Source organism: Serratia sp. 121840015-1 (assembly GCF_053627655.1).
On sequence record NZ_JBSEYF010000001.1, the window covers coordinates 518512 to 544904 of the forward strand.

Here is a 26393-nt window from a genome sequence, read left to right on the forward strand (position 1 = left end):
ATTCGCCGCTAATCCGCCAACTGCAGCAGTTGACGGGTATAGTCGGCGGCGGGCGCCGCGAAAATCGCCCGGCAGTCTCCCTGTTCAACCACTTCTCCCTGTCGCAACACGATGACCTGGTGGCATAGCGAACGCACCACCTGCAGGTCATGACTGATGAACAGATAAGCCAGTCGGTGGCGTTGCTGCAGCGATTTCAGCAGCGTCAGGATCTGCGCCTGCACCGATTTATCCAGCGAAGAGGTCGGCTCGTCGAGGATCAGCAGCTGTGGCTGCAGGATCAGCGCGCGCGCGATGGCGATACGCTGGCGCTGCCCGCCGGAAAACTCGGTGGGATAGCGATGGCGCAGCTGCGGATCCAGGCCGACTTCCTGCAACACCGCGATCACGCGCTGTTCCCGCTGCTCTGCGCTAAGCCGCTGGTGCACTTCCAGCCCTTCGGCGATGATTTGCTGCACGTTCAGCCGCGGGTTCAGGGCGGAGTAGGGATCCTGGAAGACGATTTGCATCCGGCTGCGGTAGGGCAGCATCTGCTTCATCGTGAGCGGGTGCAGCGGTTCGCCGTCGAACCAGATGGCGCCCTGTGAGGCCAACAGGCGCAGCAGCGCCAGCCCGGTGGTACTTTTACCCGAGCCGGATTCCCCCACCAGCCCCACGCTTTCCCCTGCGTGCAGCTCGAAACTCAATGATTTCAATGCATAGTGATAATCCACCGTGCGGCGCAGCAGGCCGCGGCGGATGGGGAAGCGTACCTGCAGATCTTCCACCTTGAGCAGCGGCCGCTCGTCGCCGGGGCGCCCGTTGGCCGCGGCAGGCAGCGGCAGCGGTTCACCGACGTCCTCGGCGGCCAGCAGCTGCTGCGTGTAAGGATGCTGCGGCCGGCTGAACAGCTGCGCACGGCCGTTTTGCTCCACGCAGCGCCCCTGACGCATCACCGCCACGTTGTCCGCCAGGCGGCGCACGATATTCAGGTTATGGGTGATGAACAACAGCCCCATGCCCATCTCCTGTTTCAGCTCTTGCAGCAGCGTCAGGATCTGCGCCTGGATAGTGACGTCGAGCGCGGTGGTGGGCTCGTCGGCGATCAGCAGTTTCGGGCGAGTCAGCACCGCCATGGCGATCATCACCCGCTGGCGTTCACCGCCGGACAGCTGATGCGGGTAATCCTGCAGCCGGCTTTTGGCCTGACGGATACCGACGCGCTCCAGGCATTCGACGATCTCTGCGCGCGCGGCTTCGCGCCGCAGGCCGCGGTGCAGCATCAGCACTTCCGCGAGCTGTTTTTCGATGGTGTGCAGCGGGTTAAGCGACACCATCGGTTCCTGAAAGATCATCGCGATCTGATTGCCACGCACCTTGCGCAGCGCCGCTTCCGGTGCATGCAGCAACGAGTCGCCGTTGAACAGGATATCGCCGGCAGGGTAAACCACCGGCGGCGCGGGCAGCAGGCGCAGTATCGACAGGGCGGTGACGCTTTTGCCGGAGCCGGATTCTCCTACCAGCGCCAGCGTTTCCGCCGGCGCGATTTGCAGCGAGAGTGCGTTGACCACCGGCGTGACGGTGTCGCCCTGGCGAAAGGCGATGCTGAGATCCTGAATAGCGAGCAAAGGAGTGGCCATATCAATGCGCCTTGCTGGGGTCAAAGGCGTCGCGTACCGCTTCGCCGATAAAGATTAATAACGACAGCAGCACCGCCAAGACCAGGAAGGCGGTGATGCCGAGCCACGGCGCCTGCAGATTGTTTTTGCCCTGCAGCAGCAATTCGCCGAGCGACGGCGAACCGATCGGCAGACCGAAACCGAGGAAATCGAGCGACGTCAGGGTGGTGATCGAGCCGCACAGGATAAACGGCAGGAAGGTCAGCGTCGCCACCATGGCGTTGGGCAGCATATGGCGGGACATGATCACCCGATCCGGTACGCCCATGGCGCGCGCGGCGCGGATGTAGTCAAAATTGCGCGTGCGCAGGAATTCGGCGCGGACTACCCCCACCAGGCTCATCCAGCCGAACAGGATGGTGATGCCGAGCAGCCACCAGAAATTGGGCTGGACGATGCTCGACAGCAGAATGATCAGAAACAGCGTCGGCATGCCCGACCACACTTCGATAAAGCGCTGCCCCCACAGATCGAAACGCCCGCCGTAATACCCCTGGGTCGCGCCGACGCACACGCCGATCAGGCTGGAAAACAGCGTCAACGCCAGGCCGAACAGCATCGAGATGCGAAAACCGTACAGAACACGAGCGAGCACGTCGCCGCCGTTGCTGTCGGTGCCCAGCAGGTTGTGACGCGAAGGCGGCGAGGGGAAGGGCACCTCGGTGGCGAAGTTGATGGTGTCGTAGCTGAAGCGGATCGGCGCCCAAACCGCCCAGCCGTGCCGTTCGATCTGCCGCTGTACGAACGGATCCTGATAGTCGGCTTCGGTGTTCAGCTCGCCGCCGAAGGCGGTTTCGCTGTAGTTAATCATAAACGGCAGGTACAACCGGCCTTCATAACGCACCAACAGCGGTTTGTCATTGGCGATCAGATCGGCGGCCAGGCTCAGGGTGAATAGCACCAAGAAGATCCACAGCGACCAGTAGCCGCGGCGGTTGCGGCGAAAACGCGCCCAGCGCGCCTGGTTGATCGGGCTAAGGCGGCTCATTGGCGGGCCTCGAAGTCAATGCGCGGATCGACCAGGGTGTAGGTGATATCGCTGAGGATATTCAACAGCAGGCCGATCAGGGTGAAGATATACAGCGTGCCGAACATCACCGGGTAGTCGCGCTGCAGCGTGGCGTCGTAGCCCAGCAGCCCCAGGCCGTTGAGCGAGAACATGACTTCTATCAGCAGCGAGCCGGTGAAGAACATGCTGATAAAGGTGGCCGGAAAACCGGCGATCACCAGCAGCATGGCGTTGCGGAACACGTGGCGGTAGAGGATTTTTTTCTCATCCAGCCCCTTGGCACGGGCGGTGGTGACGTACTGCTTGCGGATCTCGTCGAGGAACGAGTTCTTGGTCAGCATGGTCAGGGTGGCGAAGCCGCCAATCACCGTCGCCAGCACCGGCAGGGTGATGTGCCACAGGTAGTCGGCGATCTTTGCCGGCCACGAGAGGGTGTCGAAGTTGCTGGACACCAGGCCGCGCAGCGGGAACCAGTCCAGGTAGCTGCCGCCGGCGAACAGCACAATCATCAGGATGGCGAACAGGAAAGCCGGAATGGTGTAGCCGATGATGATCAGCGTGCTGCTCCAGGTATCGAACGCGCTGCCGTTGTGGACGGCTTTGCGGATGCCGAGCGGAATCGACACCAGGTAGATGATCAGCGTGCTCCAAAGGCCCAGCGTGATGGAGACCGGCAGGCTCTGGCCGATCAGCTGCATCACCGAAGCGCCGCGAAACAGGCTGTCGCCGAAGTCGAAGCGCATATAGTTCCACAGCATGGTGAAGTAGCGTTCGTGCAGCGGTTTGTCGAAGCCGTAACGTTGGGTGATCTCGGCGATCACCTCCGGATCCAGGCCGCGCGAACCGCGGTATTGGCCGTCGCCAGCCGCGATGCCCGCCCGGGCATGACCCAGGCCTTCACCTGCGCCGCCGCTGCCAAAACCGCTGCCGTGCCCCAGCTCAATGGCGGCGATGGCCTGATCGACCGGGCCGCCAGGGGCGATTTGCACGATAAAAAAGTTGATGGTGATGATCGCCCACAGCGTGGGGATCACCAATAACAGTCTGCGTATCAGATAGGCCGCCATTCCGACTCCTTATTGCCGCTGAGCCGGTAAACGCGCCGCCTTGTTGACGTCGTACCACCAGTTGTCGAAGCCAATCGCATAGGCCGGGCGGATTGGCGGCGTGGAGAATTTGTCCCAATAGGCGTAGCGATCGTGGTTGGAGTACCACATCGGCAGCATGTAGTTGTTCCAGGTCAGCACCCGGTCCAGCGCGCGGCCGAGCGGCAGCAGGGCTTTTTCGTCGCCTTGATGGGCGGCGATTTGTCTCACCAGGCTGTCGACCGCCGGGTCTTTGACGCCGGCCGTGTTGTAACTGGAATCGATGTACTGCGAATCCCACAGGATTTGCAGATCGGCGCTGGGGAACGGCATCGCCATGTACACCGTCGACATCATGTCGAAATCGCGCTCGCGCATGCGGCGCGTATATTGCGAGGCGTCGACCTCGCGGATTTGCATCTCGATGCCCAACCGCTGCAGGTTGTGGCGGAACGGCAGCACATATTGGAAGTTGCTGCCGCTCAGCAGCATCAATTCAAAGGTGAACGGCTGGCCGGTTTTGGCGTTGACTAACTTTTGATTTTTGACCACCCAACCGGCTTCTTTCAGCAGTTGGGTCGCTTTCAGCAGATTTTGCCGATCGTTGCCGCTGCCGTCGGAGGAGGGCGGCTGGTAGATGCTGGTGAACACCTCCGGCGGCACCTGGCCTTTGAGCGGTGCCAGCAAGGCCAGTTCGGCGGCGTCCGGATAGCTACGGGCGGCGTAGGCGGTGTTTTGGAAATAGCTGTCGGCGCGCTGATAGGCGTTGTAATACAACGCCTTGTTCATCCAGTTGAAGTCGAAAGCCAGGCCGATCGCTTCCCGTACCCGACGATCGGCGAACAGCGGTTTTTGCAGGTTGAACGCCAGCCAACGGGTATTCTGCGCCGCCTGGTTGGTCTCGTCCTGCTTGATGATGTAGTTGCGCGCGAAGTTGCCGCCCTGATACTGGGTGGCCCAGCTTTTGGGCGACGGCTCGATGCGGAAATCGTAAGCCCCGGCCTTGAAGGCTTCCAGCGCCACTTTATCGTCCAGGTAATAATCGTAGCGAATGCTGTCGAAGTTATAACGGCCGCGGTTCACCGGCAGGTTGGCGGCCCAGTAGTCGCGCACTCGCTGGTAGGTGATGTACTGGCCGAGGCGGTAATCGCCGATTTTATACGGGCCGCTGGCGAGCGGCGGGGTGCTGAGCGGTTCGTTGAGCTTATGGTTTTTCCAGAAACTTTCCGGCAATACGCGCAGGCTGAGCAGGCTGAGGATTTGCTCACGGTTGGCTTTAGGCAGCTCGATGCGCACCGTCAGCCGGGAAATGGCCTTGACCGTGACGCCTTTGTAATAGGAGCGAAACTGCGGCACGCCTTCGGTCATGAATTTATTGAAGGTGAAGGCCACGTCGGCGGCGGTGATCGGGCTGCCGTCCTGGAAGCGGGCGCGCGCGTTGATATCCAACTCCATCCAGCGCATGTCGGCCGGGAAACGGGCCGATTCGGCAATCAGCGGATAATAGCTGCCGGGTTCGTCGTCGGAGTTGGTGAACAGCGTATCGTACAGCTCCATCGTGCGTTCACCGGGCACGCCACGGGTGGCGAAGCGGTTGAAGTTGTCGTAGGTGCCGATGGCCGCCAGCCGTACGTCGCCGCCCTTGGGCGCCGCCGGGTTGACGTAGTCGAAATGGCTGAAGTCGGTGGCGTATTTCGGTTCACCGAGAAGGGCGAAAGCGTAGCTTTCGTTGAGGGCTTCGGCCTGCAGACCGAAGCTCAGTGCCGAGAGCACCAGAGCAGCGAAAATGCGCACGGACATCGGACGGTAAGCTCCTGCTGTGGAATAAAGTACAACCTGCGCCCAGCATAACATTCTTCGGGTGAGCGCAGGGTAAAGATGCTTAAAGATTAACTATTTTTTTGCCTGATAATCAAAGACCTGATGAGCATTGCAGTAGGCGACGAAGTTGTCGATGCTCAGCGGCTTGCTGAAGTAGTATCCCTGCATGAAGTTGACGCCGTGTTCTTGCAGGAACTGCATCTGCTCGGCGGTTTCGACGCCTTCGGCCACCGTCAGCATTTTCAGCTTTTTCGCCAGCGAGATCACCGCATCCAGCACCGGCGCGGTGACCGTGTCCTGGCCAATGGTGTTGACGAAGCCACGGTCGATCTTCAGGTAATCCATGGTGAAGCGCTCAAGATAGATCAACGCGCTGTGCCCGGTGCCAAAATCGTCTACCGCGATCTCGATGCCCTGTTTGTGCAGCCAGTCAAACTCCGCCAGCGCGCTCTCTTCTTCCACCATGCCGCGCTCGGTGATTTCAAACACCAGCGTGAAGTAATCGCCCGGCAGCTGCGCCAACAGTTCATACACGTCCTGGTGGAACGACGGTGCGCTAAGGTGGGCGGGGGAGATGTTGAGGCCGACTTTACCTCCCCGTGGCAGCGCTTTGGCAAGCTGCGGCGCATCTTCGGCGATCAGCCTGAACAGCTGGCGGGTAAGCGGCACGATCAGCCCGTTGCTTTCGGCGTAGGGGATAAAGACATCGGGCGGGATGCGGCCCTCGATCGGATGCTGCCAGCGAATCAGCGCTTCCAGCCCGCCGATGCTGTTGCTGTCGGTGTGGAACACCGGCTGGTATTCGATAAAGAACTCGTTGCGCTTGATGCCGCGCAGCAGCGCGCGCTCCGGGCTTTGCCGCAGCAGCAGCATGTAGTAGCAGAGTACGCCGATCATCAATGACAGCACCAGGCTGCCCAACAGCGTCAGGCGAATGTCGTTGGGCGTCAGCTTCTCGTTGTAGAACATGATGGTCAACGGCAGATTGGGCAGCGTCAGGTTATCCGCCTTGCCTTTCGGCAGTTGATCGACCGGCATCAGGTTCGGGCTGAAAGTGGTCAGCGCGCGATTGCCCATCACGATGGCGATGCCCGGCGCCTGTTCGTCGTGCGAGGTGAACAGCAGATAGGGCATCAGATCGATGTCCAGCGTAGCGAGGATGCCGGTGGCCTGCTCGCCGGGATGCCGCAGCCAAACCGCAACCGCAGGCTTATTTGGCACGATCGGCGTGCCCTGCTGCAGCTTGAGATCCAAAGGCAGATCCCAGTCGATGTCCTGATAGAGGTTTTTCATCGGCAGCATCATGTCGCCGGTGGCGGAGGAGCAATAGGCGTAGCCGTCTTTCACCAACAGAAAGGTGCGCACGCCGCTGGTAAAGGCCGCCTGGTAGGTAATGTCCGACTGGCTGGAGAGGCAAGGCTTGTCCAACAGCGGCATCATTTGCTGCATCACGGCCGTCAGATGCGAGATATAACCCAGCGTGAACTTTTGCGTACGCGCTTCGACTTTATGTTGATATTGCGTGCGCTGGTGGTTGATCAAAGAAAGCGTGACCGCGGTGAATAGCGTAAAAAATACCAGAGCGGCGACGCCGCTTTTAGCCAGGCTGCGCTGTCGGTGAGAGACGCTGCGGGCGAAAGCCCTTTTCAAGCCCATAACCGAGTCCTCTGCAACAGGGCGTCAGGGGTGTCGCACAGCCAGTTAATGGATTGTACCAACGGCTTTTTTTTCATTTTTGCCTTTTTATCCCGTACCAACCGGCGGCGCCGTTTAAATACGCGGCGTCGCCGACAGAAATATAATGCGCCTATTCTAAGCGGAAACGTTTTAAATAACGCCGGGGCGCCGTTGCCGTCATCTGACGATAATAGGCGAGTTTTTCCTCGACGGCGCGATTTCCTGCCAACAGTTTATCAAAATAATGGCGTGCGGCGGCGTTAAGCGGGGAGAGGTGACGATAAGCCAGGGACCAAGCGCGAGGGCACCTGTTCAACCGCCAAAAAAAACGCCGCCCGTAGGCGGCGCTTATCGCTCGTTTGGTATTCGGAATCTTCAAGGCGATGCGCCGTCAGCCGCTGGTCAGCACCCGGCGCGCTTCTCGATAACGTTTGTCCCAATAGTTATCGGTCAGCTTGGAAATCATGACACCACTGCTGGTGGAGGCGTGAACGAACTGATCGTTGCCTAAATAGATGCCGACATGACGCCCGGTAGAGCCGGCGCGGAACAGCACCAAATCGCCGGCGCGCAGCTTGGTGCGCTGGATTTTCTTGCCGAGATCTTCCTGTTCATAGGTAGAGCGCGGTAAATCCATGCCGAACTGTTCGCGGAAGGTACGCTGCACAAACGCCGAGCAATCGATGCCGCGCTTGGTGTCACCGCCTAAGCGGTAGCGAACGCCTTTCCAGTCCGCGTACTGATCCATAATCTTTGACTTGACGTCAACGTTGCGGACCATCGCTTCGAATTCATCCTGAGAGGCTTGCAGTAAAAGACCGTCTTTGTCATTAACTGCACGCATCTCAGTTTGTGCGTTATTCAAGTTCGAAGTGTGAGTCGAGCTGCACGCTGACAGCATAACCGCCGCGGCAATTGCAGGGACTACCCGCAAAAAATATCTCAGAAACGGTTGAGATTTGACCATTGTTGTTGTTTTCCCTTGAAGTCCTTAACGACGAAAGTCGCTACCTGAAAAATGCCAAACGGAACGAGCCTAGTCCGCACCTGTTGCATCGACAACCAGTTACCGTTGAAAACGTGCGAGAACGCACATTTTTATCGGATTCCATACTGATTCGACTTAAACCAGGCACAAACGCATCTGAGATTACCGGAACAAATAGGGGATTGCGAGCCTTTTTCCCGTCTTTTTTATATGAATTTGTGATGTAACATAATGTAAATCTTCATATAAAAAACGCCAATTGTCCGATGTATGAATCTGGCGTGAAATCAGGTTGCAAAAGCGTTAACGGGCGGCGGTGAAATTTTGCGCGCGGCGCGGGGGGAGAGCACGGGAGGCGTGGGCCTCCCGGCATGAGTCATAGACGCAAGTTATGGTTGGCCGGGGCGGTGCTTGCCGGGCAACAGGCGATTCAACCGATCGACAATCCAGTCGCTGCAAGGCGTCATCAGCACCCAGCTGGCGCCAACCAGCACCACGGACAGCGAACCGACGGCGATATCGGTAAACCAGTGGGCGCCAATCATCACGCGTGGCAATGAAAAGACCAGCGTAATCAGCAGGGCGACGGCGAAGGCACCGCGGCCGAAATAGCGCAGCATAAAGCAGGAAAAAATAATCAGCATCATGCCGTGGTCGCCGGGGAAGCTGTCGCCGGAAGCGTCCTTGGTCGGGATGCCGGTCAGCTCGCTGACGCGATGGATATTGTCGAAGGTCAGGGTAGGGCTCGGATGTTTCACCGGCAGCAGATGGCCAAGCTGATTCAGCACCACGGCGGTCAGCAGCATCACCACGCCGGTGATCACCAGGCGGCGGCGGCCGGCGGCGTCCTGCTTCAGGTAGAAGTACAGATACAGCAGACCCATGGCGAGCAGCGAAATGACATCAAACGCGCGGTTATTGGTGATGGCGACCAGATGCAAAAATGCCGGGTCGGTAGCCAGATGGCGGTTAAAGAAGAAAAAAATCGCCGAATCCAGGGTAAACCAGCCGCCGTGATTGGCCGGCAGGAACCAGGACAGAAACAGCGCAACGCCCAGTAAGTTAAAGAAGAGAATGAAGGGTAAATTGCGGCGTGTCATGACATAACCTGTTGAAAAAATGAAAACGAAACAAAACCCGGCCGCCCTGCGACAACCGGGGGGGCAACGGTACGGGGTTTAACTTAAACGAATCTTAAACAGGGCGGATTGCAGGGCGTTCCAGTCGGTATTTTCGCTGTGGATCAGTTCAATCCGGCTGTCGAGCGGCGCGAGCGGGCGGGTTTCGATGTTGAGATCCTGCCCCTGCCGATTGATCAGCAATGTGCCTTCGGGAATGCGCACCACGCCTTTGGCGCGTTCGACCGGCGCGAGTCGTACCCACTCCATAAAGCCGACGGTGTCGAACTGGGTGTCGGCGTCAAAAATCCAGCCGCAGCTGGTGAAGCCTTGCCCCTCGTTCAGCGCTCGCCGCCAGCGGGCGTGCTCCGGCAATCGCAGCGCCGCCAGCCCCTGCGTTTTCGCCTGACCATGATGATGCTGCGCGTCCGGTAATTCTGCACGATTCGTGCGCGGGAGGGACAACAGCGCGACATCCGCTTGGCCTTGCGCGATGGCGTAGCAGGGCCGCTGCAGCGGATCTTGCGCCCTCCAGGCTTCCAGCGCCAACCGATCTTCCGGCTGATAGGTATCGCTTTTGCTGGCCAAAATAACGTCGGCCGCGGCCAGCTGATCGCGGAAGTTTTCGTTGTCGCGGTAACGGGGTTGGCTGAGCTGGCGGGCATCCAGCAGGCACAGCGTAGCCTGCAAATCGATCCAGCCGGCATAGCTCTCCTGGGTCAGCAGCGACAGGATTTGTTTCGGATGCCCGAGCCCGGTTGGCTCGATCAGCAGCCGGTCCGGTTTGGCCTGCTGCAACAGCATATTCAAGCCCACCTGCATCGGCAGGCCGTTGACGCAGCACATGCAGCCGCCGGGGATCTCTTTGAGCACCGCGCCGCTGTCCGCCAGCAGCGCGCCGTCGATGCCTATTTCGCCGAATTCGTTGACCAGTACCGCCCAGCGTTCCTGGTCGGGCTTATGAGCCAGCAAATGGCGGATGGTGGTGGTTTTACCGCTGCCGAGAAAGCCGGTAATCAAATTAGTTTTGGTCATTAATAATTCCTGGCGTAAAAATTAACTTGCTTAATAAATGAGTTGCGCTGCCTTGTCGGTGAAGCGGCCGCAATTTAATTTGTGCTCTATCTCGCAAATTTTGCACGTCACCCTGCGCTTTTCAACCGACAAAAGCCACCTTTCAAAGCAAGAAAATTCTTAGATAAAACCCTGTATTAGATGCGGTTAACTTTTGTTAGTAGTTTGTTTTTACATTGTTAATGACGCGATTAACGATCAAATTGCGTCCCTTTCCTTGCGATTATTCCTAACAAGATCCTCTATGGTTAAATTGGCTTAACTAAAAATGAGGTTGCCATGAATACCTTTCGGTTATTTTTGATCGTAGGAATGTTGTTTTCATGGACGGCAGTGAGTCATGCAGGAGTGGCCGGCGGGGTAATTCGCTTCGTCGGTTCTATCGTTGAAAGTCCTTGCACGGTCAATATTGCAGATTCTAAGGCGAATACGCAATGTTACCGCAACGGCCAGCGTTATCAGGCCCAGCAAGCGTTGTCAGGTTTTGATGCTACACGCAAAGAACTTCCGCTAAATCTAGGCACAACCGAAATGAAGTGGGTAGACCAACAGAAGAAGCTCGCTGTTATGACGGTCGTTTATCGTTAAGTCGTTCCGCCATGCCGGCGTAACGTTACGCCGGCATGGTTATTCTCGGCCCTGCAGGCTCCTCACCGCATCACCCACTCCTTCACCGTTTCACGCGCCCCGCGATCGCGCAGCGACAAATAGGCTTGCGTCACCGTTTCTATAAACGCCGCATGCGCCGCCAGCGTTTCGCCGAACACCGATTTCAGCGCCAACAGCGCCGTTACGCGCCGCCGATCGTCCGGCGTGGCGGCGATTGTCTGTTGCAGCACGTCTGCCAGCGGATCGCGAATGTCGATCGGCTGACCGGCGTCATCGACGCCGCCGACGTAACGCATCCAGCCCGCCACGCCCAGCGCCAGCCCGCTATAGTCACCGCCGTGCCGCAAATGCCAGCGTACCGCGTCCAGCAGGCGCTGCGGCAGCTTCTGCGAGCCGTCCATGGCGATCTGCCAGGTGAGGTGTTGCAGCGCGGGGTTGCTGAAGCGTGCGATAAGCTGTGCGGCGTAGTCGGGCAGGCTGATGCCGGTGACGCTCAGCGTCGGGGCCTGTTCGTCCAGCATCAACCGCAGGGCGGCGCGGCGGTAGTGCTCATCCGCCATGCACTCGTTGATATAGCGGTAGCCGCCCAGGTAACCGAGGTAAGCCAGGAATGAGTGGCTGCCGTTCAGCATGCGCAGCTTCATGTGTTCAAACGGCAGTACATCGCTGACCAGTTGGACGCCGGCCTGCTCCCACGCCGGGCGTCCGGCGGTAAAGTTGTCTTCCACCACCCATTGGATGAAGGGCTCGCAGGCGATGGCGCATTCGTCGCGCACGCCGCCCAGCGCGGTGGCGATCTCATCCAGCGTGGCCGGCGTGGCGGCCGGCACGATGCGATCCACCATGGTGCAGGGGAAGGTGGCGGCGGTGGCGATCCAGTCGGCGAGCGCCGGATCCCGCGCCTGCGCCAGATCGAGCACCGCCCGGCGCAGCACGTGGCCGTTCTCCGGAATATTGTCACAGGAGAGCAGGGAGAAGGCGGGCAGGCCGCGTTCGCGCCGCAGCCGCAGCGCTTCCACCAAAATGCCGGGCACGGTCTGTGGCTGATGCGGCCACGCCAGATCGGCGACGATCCCCGAATGCTGTCTATCCAGCCGCCCGCTGCCGGGCTCGATGCAGTAGCCTTTTTCGGTGATGGTCATCGAAACGATCGCCACCTGCGGCTCGGCCAGCTTCTCCAGCACCGCGGCGATGCCTTCCAGCTTGCGATGCAGGCTCTCATGCACCGCACCGACCACGATGGCCTGATGGCCGTCCGCGCCTTTCTCCAGCACGCTGTACAGATGATCCTGTTGCCGCAGCGCCTCAAACAGCGGCACACCGCCGGAAAGACTGATTTCGCAAATGCCCCAATCGCCGCCTTGGGCGCTCAGCACCCGATCGGTCAGCAGCGCCTGATGCGCGCGGTGGAACGCGCCGAAGCCAAGGTGCACGATGCGGCTGCGCAGGGCCCGGCGGTCATAGTCCGGCTGCCGGACGGCGCTCGGCAGCGGGGTGTTGGCGATCGTTTTCATCTCATCTCCAAAACGGGTAAGACAGCTTGCGGGCCACTTGCGCCAAGTTAGCAGACCAGTTTTCCGCCGCGCAGGCAGGGTGGCACCGGTGATAAAAACTGCGACCAGTGTAAGGCTGTCGGGCAGTTAAAGGAATTGGTCAGTCCAAAATAAGCCAGAATCGTGAAGTGGATCAACCAATGAGGGGTTCGGTTTTGACAGCGCAGGGCGAAAGAGTACCTTAAAGATAACTGACATCTAGATTAAACTGGTATAACAGCATTGCGGTGCGAGACAGGCATAAGGACAAAACATGGAACAAACATGGCGTTGGTATGGCCCGAACGATCCGGTTTCTTTGGACGATGTACGTCAGGCCGGGGCGACCGGTGTGGTGACGGCGCTGCATCATATCGCGAACGGTGAAGTCTGGCCGATCGACGAAATCCGCGCGCGGCAGGCGCTGTTGGCGGAAAAGGGGCTGGTGTGGTCGGTGGTGGAGAGCGTGCCGGTACATGAGGAGATCAAAACCCACAGCGGCGACTGGCGGCGGTACATCGCCAATTACCAGCAGTCGCTGCGCAACCTGGCGGCCTGCGGCATCGATACCGTCTGCTACAACTTCATGCCGATCCTCGACTGGACGCGCACCGATCTGGCCTATCCGCTGCCGGACGGTTCCAAGGCGCTGCGTTTCGATCAGATAGCCTTCGCCGCGTTCGAGCTGCATATCCTGCAGCGCGCCGGCGCCGAGGCGGACTATACGCCGCAGGAGCGCAGCCAGGCGGCGGCCCGTTTCGCCGCCATGAGCGAGGAAGAAAAAAATCGGCTGACCGGTAACATCATCGCCGGGCTGCCGGGAGCGGAAGAGGGCTACACGCTGGATCAGTTCCGCCGCCGGTTGGCGGAATACGACGGCATCGATAAGGCGCGGCTGCGCGAAAATATGGCGGTCTTTCTGCGTGCCATCGTACCGGTGGCGGAAGAGGCCGGCATCCGGCTGGCGGTGCATCCCGACGATCCGCCGCGGCCGATCCTCGGCCTGCCGCGCATCGTCTCCACGATTGAAGACATGCAGTGGCTGAAGCAGACCGTCGACAGCATTTATAACGGCTTCACCCTATGCACCGGTTCATACGGCGTGCGCGCCGATAACGATCTGGTGCGGATGATTGAAACCTTCGGCGATCGCATTCACTTTACCCACCTGCGCGCCACCTGCCGCGAGGAGAACCCGAAAAGCTTCCACGAAGGGGCGCACCTGCAGGGCGATGTGGACATGGTGGCGGTGATCGAAGCGATCCTGACCGAAGAGCTGCGCCGACAGCGGGCAGGCGATCGGCGGCCGATCCCGATGCGCCCCGATCATGGGCATCAGATGCTGGACGACTTGAAAAAGAAAACCAATCCGGGCTATTCGGCCATCGGGCGGTTGAAAGGGCTGGCGGAGCTGCGCGGCGTCGAGCTGGCGCTCAAGCGGCGATTTTTCCCGGAGTTGCCGTAGCGGAAAAGGAAACGGGGCCGAGACTCGGCCCCGCTGGCGTCGACTAGTCGGCGCGGCTCATGTAGCGGCGTTCGGCGATATGAATGCGAATCTTGTCGCCGGCGCTGAGGTATTCCGGCACGTGGATCACCAGGCCGGTCGCCATGGTGGCCGGTTTGTTGCGGGCGCTGGCGGAAGCGCCTTTGATGCCCGGCGCGGTCTCGACGATTTCCATATCCACGGTCTGCGGCAGCTCCAGCGCCAGCACCTGGCCGTCCAGCGTCAGCACCTGCATACCCGGCAGACCGCCTTCCGGAATGAACAGCAGCTCGTCCTCGATCTGGTCTTTCTTGAAGATGTACGGCGTGTAGTCTTCGTCATCCATGAACACGTATTCTTCGCCGTCGATATAGGAGAAGTTCACCTTGCGGCGCGACAGGGAAATGGTGTCCAGGATATCGTCGCCCTTGAAGCGTTCTTCCACTTTCAGGCCGGTGCGCACGTCGGAGAAGCGCATTTTGTACAGGGTGCTGGCGCCGCGGGCGCTCGGGCTCTGCACGTCGATATCTTTTACCAGCAGCAGTTTGCCGTTGTAGCTGATCGCCATGCCGCGCTTAATTTCGTTAGCTCTTGCCATTTCAATTCATCCGCAATGAAGAGTATTAGAGAAGTTGCGACAAGGTACTCGCGCCGCTGATTTCAGGCAATAGCCCGGCGTAAAAACAGTGCGGGAAAGGGAGAACAGATGCTCTCCCTGCGGGGATTAGTGGAAGACCGGCAGCAGACCGAACAGCGACAGAATATGCGCGGCGGCGTTGATCAAGCCGAACAGGATGACGAACAGGATCACGCCGTTGCCGCCCGGTGCGCGGTATCCCGCCTGCGGATAGCGGCGGCGGCTGGCGCGCGCCATCAGCGCTGGCACGATCACTGCCCAAATGGTGGCCGCCAGCCCGGCGAAGCCGATGGCGTACAGGAAACCGTTCGGGAACAGCAGCGCGGCCAGGGTCGGCGGCACAAAGGTCACCAGCGCGGTCTTGCTGCGTCCGACGGCGTCGTCCTTGAACTTGCAGAAGTCCGCCAGGTAATCGAACAGGCCCAGCGACACGCCGAGGAACGAGCTGGCCAGCGCCATATAGGAGAAGGCGTTCAGCAGTTGGCTGACGGTCTGGCTGCTGGAGACGTTGCCCATTTGCTTGAGCAGGCTGCCGATATTGCCGCCCTCGGCGATCACCTGCTTGAAGGCGTCGCGCGCGATATTGCCCTGAATCACATACTGCCACAGGATGTAGATCGCCAGCGCCAGCAGGGTGCCGTACACCAGGCTGCGTACCACGGAGCCGCTGTCCTTGTGGTAGTACTTCACCAACCCGGGAATGTTGCCGTGGTAACCGAACGAGGTCAGCAGGTAAGGCAGCGCCGCCAGGGCGTAAGGCAGATAGCTGGCCTGATCATCGCCGGTGTTGAACAGCACCGCAGGCTGCACGTGGGTGAACATGTCGCCCACCGACATCACGAAGGTGATCACCATACCGCCGATCAGAATGGTGCTCAGGCGATCGACCGCGCGGGTGGAGAGCCAGACGATAAACGCCACGACCAGCGCGAACACCAGGCCGGCGGTGGTCTGGCCGACGCCGACGATGCCCTCCAGCGTGTGGGCGATGATCGAGCCGCCGGCGGAGATATAGGCGTAGGTCAGGATATACAGCACGAACGCCACCGACAGGCCGTTCACGGCGTTCCAGCCCTTACCCAGCAGATCCTTAACCATGGTGTTGAAGCTGGCGCCGCTCGGGTAGTGCAGCGTGGCTTCGAGGATCATCAAGCCAGAAAGCAACATGCAGGCCCAGGTATACACCAGCAGCGCGACGGAGCCGCTGAACCAGACACCGGAAGTGACGATCGGAATGGAAAACATGCCGGCGCCAACGGCGGTTCCGGCAATGATCATCGCGCCGCCGAGGACGGAAGGGCGGGCCAGCTTCTGGATGGTGTCCGTAGACATGCGTGCTCCTGATGGAAGAGGTTCTTTTGTACTAGCTCAATGGTACATGGGTGTATGGCGCATGTAAAGCGGGGGAATTGCACGTTTCACGCGTTTTTATCTGTAAATCAAGGTGTGTTGGGCGTTTATTCGCCATACGATGACGCCGGCCGGCGCAGGGCGATGAGTGTAAAGATCGCCGGGGCGCAGGGATTCTGCTGGCGGCCGCCGCGCGCGGCTGCTATTGTCGCGCTTCTTTTCCCCAGCCCACCAGGAGTAGCGCTGATGGACTGTCGCAGCGACTGCGGCGCCTGCTGTATCGCGCCGTCAATATCCAGCCCGATCCCCGGCATGCCGAACGGCAAGCCCGCCAATACCCGCTGCATTCACCTGGATGAGCAGCTGCGCTGCGGTCTGTTTCATTCGCCGCTGCGGCCGAAAGTGTGCGGCAGCCTGCAGCCGAGCCGCGACATGTGCCACGATCACCGCGATCAGGCGCTGATTTATCTCGCCAGGCTGGAAGCGGACACCGCGCCCTAAGCGTCTTTCAACCGCCACAGGCACAGCGTGGCCCCCACCGTCATCGCCAGCGCGGCGTAAAACACCGCATGGTAGTTCCAGATTTCCGCCACCGCGCCGGCGATCGAGCCGGCGATGATCCAGCCCACCCTGGTGGTGTTGGTGAACAGCGTGGTGGCCGCGCCGGCCTGGCCGGGCATCAAATCCTGAAAATAGAGCATGCCGATCCCCGCCAGCACGCCGATAAACGCCGCATTCAGCAGCTGCAGGGCGATGAGCTGCCAGCTGTCGGTGATAAACAGCAGGCCGCAGTAGAACAGCACGCCGGCGACCACCGCCCCGCGCATCAGGCGGCGTTTGCCGCAGCGCTTCGCCGCCAGTCCGGCGAGCAGCATGACCGGGATCTCCAGCCCGGCGGCGGCGCCCATCAATATCCCGGCCAGCCGCTCCGGTAGCCGCAGCTCGTGCACCACGTACAGCGGCATGTTGATCAGGTACATGCTGTTGGCGGTCCACATCAGGGTGCAGGCGACGAACAGCAGCAGCGAATCGCGGCGGTGCTGCCGCGGTGCGGCCAGGGGCGCGTTCGTCGCCGCGGTTTTCGGCATCGAGGGCAGCCGTTTCCACACCAGCAGGCCGCACAGCACAAAGGCCGCCGCGCCCGCCAGATACATGGCCTTAAAGCCGAAGCCCAGCGCCAGCGCGAAGGCGATCGGCGGGCCAATGACCCAGGCCAGGGAGACCTGGGCGCGCATGATGGAGGTGAACATCACCGCCTCGCGGCCGGTACGGTCGGCATGCTCACGCGCCAGCGCAAACATCTGCGGGTTGGCGGTGGAGCCGAAGCTGGTGAGCACCACGCCGACGATCAGCAGCAGGTAATAGTCGCGGTTCCAGGCGAACAGCGTGAATCCCAGCGCACCCAGCATGCAGCAGAGGAAAATAAGTGACTTGCGGTCGCCTTGTTTATCCGAACGGCCGGCGAGAAACTGGCTGACCAGAATGCCGATCACCGCGCTGCCGGTAAAGAACAGCCCGACCAGCGCCGGGCGTACCTTGACCTCGGTTTCCAGAAACAGGCTCAGCGTCGGGGTTTGCAACGCACCGGCGATACCGGTCAGGAACGCCACCGCCAAAAAGGCCAGCGAAGTGAGATCGGGCGCGCGTCGCGTTATTGCGGATGAAGTCGGCATGGTGGTTGATAATTCGTCGAAAAAGGAAGGTCGCGCGCATCATACGCCCGTTGAAATGAAACGCAAACCGCTCCCTTGCGGCGAAGGGTAAACGGATATGTCGTGCGGCGACGAGAAAAAAGGGGCGCGTCGCGCCCCCCAGACCGTTGACAAAGGAGGAAAAAACGTGGTTTTTCCTCCTTTGTGGTCATCAGCCGAAAATCAATTCATTGATTTTCCCTGTTTGTTATCCGCTGCTTTCTGCAAACCGGGCAATGACATGAGGTTTGTCATCAACCTCAGGGGCGCGTCGCGCCCCTTTGCTTGCCGGTAAATCAGGCGCCTTGTGGCACCGCGTGCGCGGTATTTTTCAATACCGGCCCCCGATACTTCTCGATCTGCAGCTGCGCCATCTGCCCGCAGTTGCCCTGCGCCAGGCTGGAAGAGCCGATGTCGAAGGTCAGGCAGTTGACGTTGCCGTTCTTGCACAGCGAGCCGGGTTGCGCCGGATCGGCCGGATCGAACCAGGCACCTTCGCTGATGCGCACCACGCCCGGTCGCACGTCTTCGCTGACCACCGCGCCCACCAGGATCTGGCCACGATCGTTGAACGCCCGCACCAGATCGCCGCCGCTGATGCCGCGCGGCTGCGCGTCCTGCGGATGGATCAGGATAGCTTCACGATCCGCTACCGCGTATTTCTCGCGCAGCGGCGTGTTGTCGAGCTGAGAGTGCAGCCGGTTGGTCGGGTGCGCGGTATTGAGCGACAGCGGATATTTGGCCGCTTCCGGCCCGCGATACCACTCGTGCGGCGGCATCCAGGTCGGGATGCCGGGGCAATCCTCGTAATGCATTTTGGCGATGGCGTCGGAGTAGATCTCGATCTTGCCCGACGGCGTGCCCAGCGGGTTCAACAGCGGGTTGTCGCGATAGTCGGCGAAGCGCACCCACTGCGTGTTGGCCTCCGGCACCGGGAAGCGCACGTAGTTGTTGGATTGCCAGAACATGTCGAACGGCGGCAGCGCCACCCGGGCCGCGCGCGCCTGGTTCTTCATGTCGTCGTACATGCCTTTCAGCCACTGGGTTTCGTCTTTGCCCTCGGTAAAGGCCTCCTGCACGCCCAGCCTGGCCGCCATCGCCGAGAAGATGTCGAAGTCGCTGCGCGACTCGTGCTGCGGCGGCACGCATTGATGCATCGGGAACACATAGAGCTGCGAATAGTCGCCGCCCATTTCCAGATCGTTGCGCTCGTAGCTGGTGGTGGCCGGTAGCACGATGTCGGCATGCTTGGCGGTAGCGGTCCAGTAAGGCTCGTTGACCACGATGGTGTCCGGCCGCTGCCAGGCTTTGACCAGGTTATTGGTGTCCTGATGCTGGTGGAAGGTGTTGCCGCCCGCCACATACACCATTTTCACCTCAGGGTAAGTGACCTTGGCACCGTTGAAGTCGATGGTTTTGCCCGGATTGCTCAGGCATTCGGCGATGCGCGCCACCGGGATCGGCGCCGGGGAGTTCTTCGGCGCGTTGCCGGCGGAGATGCCGGCGATGATGCCGCCCTTGGCGGTCGGGCTGCCGCCGGAGGAATAGTGGTAGCTGAAGCCGAAGCCGCCGCCCGGCAGGCCGATCTGGCCGAGCATCGCCGCCACCGTCACCAGCAGCCAGTGCTGCTGTTCGCCGTGGTGCTGGCGCTGAATGCCCCAGCCGCCCATGATCATGGTGCGATGCTTCGCCATCTCGCGCGCCAGACCGCGCAGCGTGTCGGCATCGACGCCGCTGATGTCGGCCGCCCATTCGGCGGTTTTCGCCACGCCGTCGCTCTCGCCCAGCAGGTAGGCCTGGAACTTGTCGAAGCCGACGGTGTAGGTTTTCAGGAAGTCCGGGTTATGCAGCTTCTCGGTCAGCAGCGTGTGGGCGATGCCGATCAGCATGGCGCCGTCGGTATAAGGACGCGGGGCGATCCACTGCGCATTGACGAATTTGGCGCTGTCGCTGTGCACCGGATCGATGCTGATCACCCGGGTGCCTTTCTTCTTCAGCGCCTCGAAGCCGGTCTGGCCGACGTGATCCGGCACGTTCCAGCTGTTTTTCAGCGTGACCATCGGGTTGCAGCCCCACAGGATCACCAGCTCGCTGTTCTCGATCACGTTCGGCCAGGCGGTCTGCTGTTCGTAGACCTCCATCGAACCGACCACGTGCGACATGATCACCTGCGCCGCGCCGGTGGAGTAGTCGCCGGCGTAGCCGAGGAAACCGCCGGTCAGGTTCATCAGGCGCTGCAGCAGCGTGCGGCTGTTGTGCAGCATGCCGACGCTTTTCCAGCCGTAGGAACCGGCGTAGATCGACTGCGGCCCGTGATCTTTTTGCAGGCGAACGATCTCATTGCACACCAGCTCGGTCGCTTTGTCCCAGCTGACGCGCACCCACTCGTCGCGGCCGCGCAGCTCGGTATGGCTGCCGGGGCCGCCTTCCAGCCAGCTTTTACGCACCATCGGGTATTTGATGCGGTTCTCGGCGTGCACCTGATAAGGCGCCATGGTGATCAGCTCATTGGGGTACGGATCGTCCTGCACCGGCTGCACGCCGACCATCTTGCCGTCTTGCACGATGGCCTCGAATGCGCCCCAGTGGGCGCCGGTCAGAATGCCTTTTTGCGCCTGACGCAAGACGATGAATTGCGGCAGCGCTTCGCTGATGGCCTGCGCCAGCGCCGCTTTGGGCCATAAGCCTGCCAGCAGCGGGGCGGCGGCCAGCGCGGCGGCCCCGGTCAGGAAGCGGCGGCGGCTCATTGTTAACGGTTGTTGTTTGCTCATTACGCTTCTCCCTTAAAGCTTGGCCGGTGCGGCAGGTGGCATGTCGCTGGCGTGTTTTTGTACGTATTGCGTCAGCACGCGCAGCTGTTCCTGCGTCAGCGAGGTGCGCGGCGCCATGCCTTTGATGACGCCGATCCATTGGTTGGCGTTGAAGCGATCGAGCGCGGTCAGCCCGTGGCAACCGGTGCAGTTGGCCGACATCATGTCCGCGGCGTAGCGCCAGATTTTTTGCTGATCGTCGATCAACTGTTTACGCGGCAGCCACACCTGCAGAGAAACCTGATGCCAGACCAGGCCGGTTTCCGCATCGGTCTGGGTGGAGGCGGTCTTCAGCTGTTGGCGCGCGTCTTCACCCAGCAGCACGCTGAGGATGCGTTTGCCCTGCGCGGCGTAGAACACTTCGCTGACGCCGTCCTGCTGCCAGCCGCTGACGGTGGCCAGCACCTTGTCGCCCTGCTGCTTAACCACCTGCACTTCGGTGGACGGCATCAGGTTGCCGGCGTTATGGCTGTCGTTGGCGCCGAGGAAGAACGGCTCGGTGGCGATGGTGTAAAGGGTGGTGGCGTCCGGTGCGGTCAGCGCCGCGGCCTTCGCCAGCTCGGCGGCGCCGGCCTGGGTTTCGCCGCTCATGTCCGGCAGGATGTGGGCCACGCCCTTATGGCAGTCGATGCAGGTCTCGCCCTGTTTGATCGCCACCGGGTGCTGCAGGCGCGCCTCAGGGCGCTGGGCGGTGATGTCCATGGCGTCGTAGCTGTGGCAGGAGCGGCAGGTGGCCGAGTCGTTCTCTTTCAGCGTTTTCCAGACCGACTGCGCCATCGCCAGCTTGTGCGCTTCGTATTTTTCCGGCGTATCGATGGTGCCGACCATCTCGCCGTAAATGTCTTTCACCGCGCGGATTTTGGTCCACAGGTAATCAATCGGCTGGTGCGGCACGTGGCAGTCGGCGCACTCGGCGCGGATGCCCTTGGTGTTTTGGAAGTGGACGCTGCCCTGATATTCGGCCAGCGGTTGTTGCATGGTGTGGCAGGAAACGCAGAAGGCGGTATCGCTGGTTTTATGGAAGACGGTGGCGGTCCCGGCCAACAGCGCCGCGCCGAGGATAATCCCCAGCAGCAAAAGCCATAGCCACCCCCACCGGCGCTTTTTTTCAAAGCCAGTCAGTTTTTTGCTCATGGTAAACCCGCTTATAATTATGAATTTAAAATAAAATCTTGCCAAAAGGCCGCCGACCGGAGGTCAGAATGCCACGTCGATTGCAGGGGTAATAATAGAAGAGGGTTAACCCCATAGGGTTATCCGTAGTCAAAAAAAGGGCATATATCGCAAAAAATAGCGTTATATTCTAATTTATATAGCGTTGAGGCAGTGCGGCAGAGGAAGCGAGCGCAACATGCGCTCGCGATGGGTCAGGCCGTGGGCACATAGGCCTGGCCGCTCAGCCACAGGCGGATGGCGGTGCGGCTGGCTTCGAAATGCGGCTCCGGCAGGGCGTCTGGCGCGCACCAGCGCCACTCGGCGCACTTTTCAGGTTCTTTCAACTCGGCGCTGCCGCCGGGATGATCCACCTGCAGGCAAATAGACACCGTGTGTTTGCCTTCGGCGCGCCAGGTTTGCAGATTGTTGCTGACGCCCACGAAGCGCGGCGGGTCGATAAGCAACCCGGTCTCTTCGGCGATTTCGCGCTGGGCGCACTGCTCGAAGGTTTCGCCGGCCTCCAGATGCCCGCCGGGGATCGACCAAAAGGGCGCGTGCGGGCCGCAGCGTTTGCCCAACAAAATCTCGCCCTGCGGGTTGACGATGATCACCCCGACGCCCGTCACTACGTTCATGCTTTTCTCCGTCAGCAAAGTTTCAGCACAGTATGTCATTTTGCCCCGGCGCTGACCAATGCGCCGGCGAAAGTGTGCGTAAGCTCAAAAATCTGCAATGGCGAAAGGGAGAAAGCTTGCTTTCACCTAGCGCTGCTTACACACTCCTTGAAACGTTTCAGCGTTATCCGGCCGCTTGTGACGAGCGGGTAACGCTCCTTTTTCTCAATGAAGCTGAAACGATTCAATTCAGCAGGAGAGGAGAATCATGTTCCAGTTGTCACCGCAAGACATTCATCTGGGCGCCGCTGCCGACGGTAAGCAGGAGGCCATCCGCCAGGTGGCCGCCGCCCTGACCGAAGCGGGCTGCGTCAGCGCCGGTTACGTGGACGGCATGCTGCAGCGCGAACTGCAGACGTCCACCTATCTGGGCAACGGCATCGCCATTCCGCACGGCACCACCGATACCCGCGATCTGGTGCTGAAAACCGGCGTGCAGGTATTCCAGTTCCCGCAGGGCATCGCCTGGGGCGAAGGCCAGACCGCCTATGTGGCGATCGGCATTGCCGCCCGCTCCGACGAGCATTTGGCGCTGCTGCGCCAGCTCACGCACGTGCTGAGCGATGACAGCGTGGCGGAGCGGCTGGCGAAAACCACCTCCGCGGAAGAGCTGCGCAGCCTGCTGATGGGCGAACAGCAGAGCGCCGAATTCCAGTTTGACGTTTCGCTGATTGCGCTCGACGTCGCGGCCGACAGCCTGATGACGCTGCAGGCGCTGAATGCCGGCCGGCTGCAAAAGGCCGGCGCGGTCAACGCGCAGTTCGTCAGCGATGCCATCACCCGCAAGCCGCTGAACCTGGGGCAGGGCATCTGGCTGAGCGACAGCGTCGAAGGCAACCTGGCCAGCGCGGCCACCGTCAGCCGTCCGGCGCAGGCTTTCGTGGAAGACGGCGAGCCGGTGGCGCTGCTGCTGACGGTGTCGGTTGCCGATGCGCAGCCGCTGGCGGTGCTCAACTACCTCAGCGACCTGCTGCTGGCCAACAAAGCTGAACGCCTGCTGAAGGCGGATGCCGCCGGGGTGCTGGCGCTGCTGACCAGCGAAGTGGCCGAGGAAAGCAGCGTGCTGAGCGCCGAGTTTGTGATCCGCAACGAGCACGGCCTGCACGCACGGCCGGGCACGGCGCTGGTCAACGTGATCAAAAGTTTCAACAGTGACATCACCGTCACCAACCTGGACGGCAGCGGTAAGCCGGCCAACGGGCGCAGCCTGATGAAGGTGGTGGCGCTGGGCGTGAAGAAAGGGCATCACCTGCGCTTTACCGCCAATGGAGAAGATGCTGAAGCCGCGCTGAAGGCGATTGGCGAAGCGATTAATGAAGGACTGGGCGAGGGCGCAGCATGAGCAGAAGAGTAGCAACGATCACCTTGAACCCGGCGTACGATCTGGTGGGTTTCTGCCCGCAGATCGAGCGCGGGGAAGTCAACCGGGTAAAAACCGCCGGCCTGCACGCCGCCGGTAAGGGTATCAACGTCGCCAAAGTGTTGAAGGATTTGGGCATCGACGTCACCGTCGGCGGTTTCCTGGGCAAAGACAATCAGGACGGTTTCCAGCTGCTGTTCAGCGATCTGGGGATCGCCAACCGCTTCCAGGTGGTGCCGGGCCGCACCCGCATCAACGTCAAGCTGACGGAAAAAGACGGTGAAGTGACCGACTTCAACTTCTCCGGTTTTGAAGTGACGCCGCAGGACTGGGATCGCTTCGTCAGCGACTCGCTGAGCTGGCTGGGCCAGTTCGACATGGTGGCGGTGAGCGGCAGCCTGCCGGCCGGTGTCGATCCCGATGCCTTTACCGACTGGATGACCCAGCTGCGCGCCAAGTGCCCGTGCATCATTTTCGACAGCAGCCGCGAAGCGCTGGTCGCCGGGCTGAAGGCCTCGCCGTGGCTGGTGAAGCCGAACCGCCGCGAGCTGGAAATCTGGGCCGGCCGCCCGCTGCCGACGCTGGCGGACGTGGTCGAGGCCGCGCATGCGCTGCGCGAACAGGGCATCGCCCACGTGGTGATCTCCCTCGGCGCGGAAGGCGCGCTGTGGGTTAACGCGTCCGGCGCCTGGATCGCCAAACCGCCGTCCTGTGAGGTGGTCAGCACCGTGGGCGCCGGCGATTCGATGGTCGGGGGCCTGATTTACGGCCTGCTGATGCGCGAATCCAGTGAACATACCCTGCGTCTGGCCACGGCGGTAGCGGCGCTGGCGGTCAGCCAGAGCAACGTTGGCGTGACCGATCGTCCCCAGTTGGCCGCGATGATGGCGCGCGTCGATCTGAAACCTTTCAATCAATAGCAGGAGGCAGAATGAAAACGCTGCTGATGGTAGACAGTTCGCTGGGGCAGGCCCGTGGCCACCTGGCGAAACGCATGCTGGAGGCTGCCGCGGCCAAAACCGGCCTGACGCTGGTCGAGTCGCTGCAGGACGCCGAACTGGTGGCGGTGGCGGGGCAGTCTGCCCCTGCTGACGCCGGGCTGAACGGCAAATTGGTGTATGTGGGCGACGTAGAGCAGGCGGTGCGTGAGCCGGAGGCTTTTCTGGCGCGCGCCAAGGCCGAAGCTGAAACCTATCAGGCACCGCAGGCGGTGGCGCCGGTGAAAGCCGATGGGCAAAAACGCATCGTGGCGATCACCGCTTGCCCAACCGGCGTGGCGCACACCTTTATGGCGGCCGAAGCCATTGAAAGCGAAGCGAAGAAACGCGGCTGGTGGGTGAAGGTGGAAACGCGCGGCTCCGTCGGCGCCGGCAACGCCATCACCCCGGAAGAAGTGGCGGCGGCGGATCTGGTGATCGTCGCGGCGGATATCGAGGTGGATCTGGATAAGTTTGCCGGTAAGCCGATGTACCGCACTTCCACCGGCCTGGCGCTGAAGAAAACCGCCCAGGAACTGGACAAGGCGCTGGCCGAGGCCGAGGTGTTCCAGCCGCAGCAGCGCGGCAGTGCGGCGCCGGCGGGTAAAAAGAAAGAGGGCAACGGCCCGTATCGCCACCTGCTGACCGGCGTGTCCTACATGCTGCCGATGGTGGTGGCCGGCGGTCTGTGTATCGCGCTGTCGTTCGTGTTCGGCATCAAGGCGTTTGAAGTCAAAGGCACGTTGGCGGCGGCGCTGATGCAGATCGGCGGCGGCTCCGCCTTTGCGCTGATGGTGCCGGTATTGGCCGGTTTCATCGCCTTCTCCATCGCGGATCGCCCGGGCCTGACGCCGGGCCTGATCGGCGGCATGCTGGCCGTGAGCACCGGCGCCGGGTTCCTCGGCGGCATCATTGCCGGTTTCCTGGCGGGTTACGTCGCCAAGGCGATCAGCAGCAAGCTGCGCCTGCCGCAAAGTATGGAAGCGCTGAAGCCAATCCTGATCATTCCGCTGGTGGCCAGCCTGATCACCGGCCTCATCATGATTTACGTAGTCGGCACGCCGGTCGCGAAAATCATGGAAGGTCTGACCCATTGGCTGCAGTCGCTGGGCACCGCCAACGCGGTGCTGCTGGGGGCGATTCTCGGCGCGATGATGTGTACCGACATGGGCGGCCCGGTGAACAAAGCGGCCTACGCCTTTGGCGTGGCGCTGCTCAGCTCCTCGGTGTATGCGCCAATGGCGGCGATCATGGCCGCCGGCATGGTGCCTCCGCTGGCGATGGGGCTGGCGACGCTGCTGGCGCGCCACAAGTTCGAGAAATCCGAACGGGAAGGCGGCAAAGCGGCGCTGGTGCTGGGCCTGTGCTTTATCTCTGAAGGGGCGATCCCGTTCGCCGCCCGCGATCCGATGCGCGTGCTGCCTTGCTGCATCGCCGGCGGTGCGCTGACCGGTGCGCTGTCGATGGCGTTCGGTGCCAAACTGATGGCGCCGCACGGCGGGCTGTTCGTGCTGTTGATCCCGGGGGCAATCACGCCGGTGCTGCTGTATCTGGTGGCGATCGCCGCCGGTACCCTGCTGGCGGGCGTGGCTTATGCCCTGCTGAAGCGTGCTGAAACGTCGGTGGCCGCCGCGGCGTAACTGACGTCGGTATCGCTAAAACGCGCAGCCCTGGGCTGCGCGTTT

Annotated in this window: 21 protein-coding genes; 6 read left to right on the top strand and 15 right to left on the bottom strand. The window is 61.2% G+C overall.

Annotated elements, in window-relative coordinates; translation table 11 throughout:
* Positions 1-8: 8 nt before the first annotated feature.
* From yejF to ACUXAC_RS02595, 8 genes are all read right to left on the bottom strand, one after another.
* The gene (gene yejF, locus ACUXAC_RS02560) at positions 9-1619 is read right to left on the bottom strand and encodes a microcin C ABC transporter ATP-binding protein YejF (RefSeq protein WP_454266456.1); all 1611 of its coding nucleotides are present in this window, start codon (positions 1617-1619) and stop codon (positions 9-11) included.
* Position 1620: 1 nt separating this feature from the next.
* The gene (locus ACUXAC_RS02565; protein WP_060420176.1) at positions 1621-2646 is read right to left on the bottom strand and encodes an ABC transporter permease; all 1026 of its coding nucleotides are present in this window, start codon (positions 2644-2646) and stop codon (positions 1621-1623) included.
* Positions 2643-3734, bottom strand: coding sequence for a microcin C ABC transporter permease YejB (locus tag ACUXAC_RS02570; RefSeq protein WP_454266457.1), 1092 nt, complete (start codon positions 3732-3734; stop codon positions 2643-2645). The genes ACUXAC_RS02565 and ACUXAC_RS02570 overlap by 4 nt, the downstream gene beginning before the upstream one ends.
* A 9-nt stretch (positions 3735-3743) precedes the next feature.
* The gene (locus ACUXAC_RS02575) at positions 3744-5552 is read right to left on the bottom strand and encodes an extracellular solute-binding protein (protein WP_060439407.1); all 1809 of its coding nucleotides are present in this window, start codon (positions 5550-5552) and stop codon (positions 3744-3746) included.
* 93 nt (positions 5553-5645) lie between these two features.
* Positions 5646-7229: a cyclic di-GMP phosphodiesterase gene (locus ACUXAC_RS02580; protein ID WP_060420184.1), complete on the bottom strand. Its 1584-nt coding sequence runs from the start codon at positions 7227-7229 to the stop codon at positions 5646-5648.
* A 412-nt stretch (positions 7230-7641) separates the two neighbouring features.
* The gene (mepS, locus tag ACUXAC_RS02585) at positions 7642-8217 is read right to left on the bottom strand and encodes a bifunctional murein DD-endopeptidase/murein LD-carboxypeptidase (protein ID WP_038876300.1); all 576 of its coding nucleotides are present in this window, start codon (positions 8215-8217) and stop codon (positions 7642-7644) included.
* Positions 8218-8627: 410 nt separating this feature from the next.
* Positions 8628-9338 carry a phosphatase PAP2 family protein gene (locus tag ACUXAC_RS02590; protein ID WP_038876299.1) on the bottom strand — a complete coding sequence of 237 codons (711 nt, stop codon included), beginning with the start codon at positions 9336-9338 and terminating at the stop codon, positions 8628-8630.
* A 78-nt stretch (positions 9339-9416) separates the two neighbouring features.
* Complete coding sequence (locus ACUXAC_RS02595; RefSeq protein WP_089186218.1) at positions 9417-10391, bottom strand: CobW family GTP-binding protein; 975 nt, start codon at positions 10389-10391, stop codon at positions 9417-9419.
* 318 nt (positions 10392-10709) lie between these two features.
* Here ACUXAC_RS02595 and ACUXAC_RS02600 point away from each other — a divergent pair, with 318 nt between their 5' ends.
* Positions 10710-11018: a type 1 fimbrial protein gene (locus tag ACUXAC_RS02600; protein WP_060420188.1), complete on the top strand. Its 309-nt coding sequence runs from the start codon at positions 10710-10712 to the stop codon at positions 11016-11018.
* Positions 11019-11080: 62 nt separating this feature from the next.
* Here ACUXAC_RS02600 and ACUXAC_RS02605 read toward each other — a convergent pair whose 3' ends face one another.
* The gene (locus ACUXAC_RS02605) at positions 11081-12553 is read right to left on the bottom strand and encodes a mannitol dehydrogenase family protein (RefSeq protein WP_387441750.1); all 1473 of its coding nucleotides are present in this window, start codon (positions 12551-12553) and stop codon (positions 11081-11083) included.
* 292 nt (positions 12554-12845) lie between these two features.
* Between ACUXAC_RS02605 and uxuA the strand changes: the two genes are divergently transcribed.
* Positions 12846-14036 carry a mannonate dehydratase gene (uxuA, locus tag ACUXAC_RS02610; RefSeq protein ID WP_084827381.1) on the top strand — a complete coding sequence of 397 codons (1191 nt, stop codon included), beginning with the start codon at positions 12846-12848 and terminating at the stop codon, positions 14034-14036.
* Between the two features lie 43 nt (positions 14037-14079).
* Here the strand turns inward: uxuA and yeiP are convergent, their stop codons facing one another.
* Entirely contained in the window at positions 14080-14652 is a 573-nt protein-coding gene (gene yeiP / locus ACUXAC_RS02615; RefSeq protein ID WP_004935725.1) for an elongation factor P-like protein YeiP, read from the bottom strand.
* A gap of 126 nt (positions 14653-14778) precedes the next feature.
* Positions 14779-16023 (bottom strand): tryptophan permease, encoded by a 1245-nt coding sequence (gene mtr / locus ACUXAC_RS02620; RefSeq protein WP_060439415.1) that lies wholly within the window; start codon positions 16021-16023, stop codon positions 14779-14781.
* 264 nt (positions 16024-16287) lie between these two features.
* Between mtr and ACUXAC_RS02625 the strand changes: the two genes are divergently transcribed.
* A complete protein-coding gene (locus tag ACUXAC_RS02625; protein ID WP_019453627.1) occupies positions 16288-16542 on the top strand; it encodes a YkgJ family cysteine cluster protein in 255 nt (84 codons plus the stop codon).
* On the opposite strand, the gene ACUXAC_RS02630 is transcribed toward ACUXAC_RS02625, so the two are convergent.
* From ACUXAC_RS02630 to ACUXAC_RS02645, 4 genes are all read right to left on the bottom strand, one after another.
* Positions 16539-17714, bottom strand: coding sequence for a sugar efflux transporter (locus tag ACUXAC_RS02630; RefSeq protein ID WP_454266458.1), 1176 nt, complete (start codon positions 17712-17714; stop codon positions 16539-16541). The two genes, ACUXAC_RS02625 and ACUXAC_RS02630, sit on opposite strands and share 4 nt — an antisense overlap.
* 314 nt (positions 17715-18028) lie before the next feature.
* Positions 18029-20503 carry a trimethylamine-N-oxide reductase TorA gene (torA, locus tag ACUXAC_RS02635; protein WP_060439419.1) on the bottom strand — a complete coding sequence of 825 codons (2475 nt, stop codon included), beginning with the start codon at positions 20501-20503 and terminating at the stop codon, positions 18029-18031.
* 12 nt (positions 20504-20515) lie between these two features.
* Positions 20516-21676 (bottom strand): NapC/NirT family cytochrome c, encoded by a 1161-nt coding sequence (locus ACUXAC_RS02640; protein ID WP_187322611.1) that lies wholly within the window; start codon positions 21674-21676, stop codon positions 20516-20518.
* Between the two features lie 233 nt (positions 21677-21909).
* Positions 21910-22332, bottom strand: coding sequence for a nucleotide triphosphate diphosphatase NUDT15 (locus ACUXAC_RS02645; RefSeq protein ID WP_454266459.1), 423 nt, complete (start codon positions 22330-22332; stop codon positions 21910-21912).
* A 247-nt stretch (positions 22333-22579) separates the two neighbouring features.
* On the opposite strand from ACUXAC_RS02645, the gene fruB reads away from it, so the two are divergent.
* From fruB to fruA, 3 genes are read left to right on the top strand one after another with little or no spacing between them, the layout of a single operon-like run.
* On the top strand, positions 22580-23713 hold the full coding sequence (gene fruB / locus ACUXAC_RS02650) for a fused PTS fructose transporter subunit IIA/HPr protein (RefSeq protein WP_060439423.1): 1134 nt from the start codon (positions 22580-22582) through the stop codon (positions 23711-23713).
* Positions 23710-24651, top strand: coding sequence for a 1-phosphofructokinase (gene fruK, locus ACUXAC_RS02655; RefSeq protein ID WP_015378523.1), 942 nt, complete (start codon positions 23710-23712; stop codon positions 24649-24651). The genes fruB and fruK overlap by 4 nt, the downstream gene beginning before the upstream one ends.
* An 11-nt stretch (positions 24652-24662) precedes the next feature.
* Positions 24663-26348 carry a PTS fructose transporter subunit IIBC gene (fruA, locus tag ACUXAC_RS02660; protein ID WP_102984362.1) on the top strand — a complete coding sequence of 562 codons (1686 nt, stop codon included), beginning with the start codon at positions 24663-24665 and terminating at the stop codon, positions 26346-26348.
* Positions 26349-26393 lie beyond the last annotated feature (45 nt).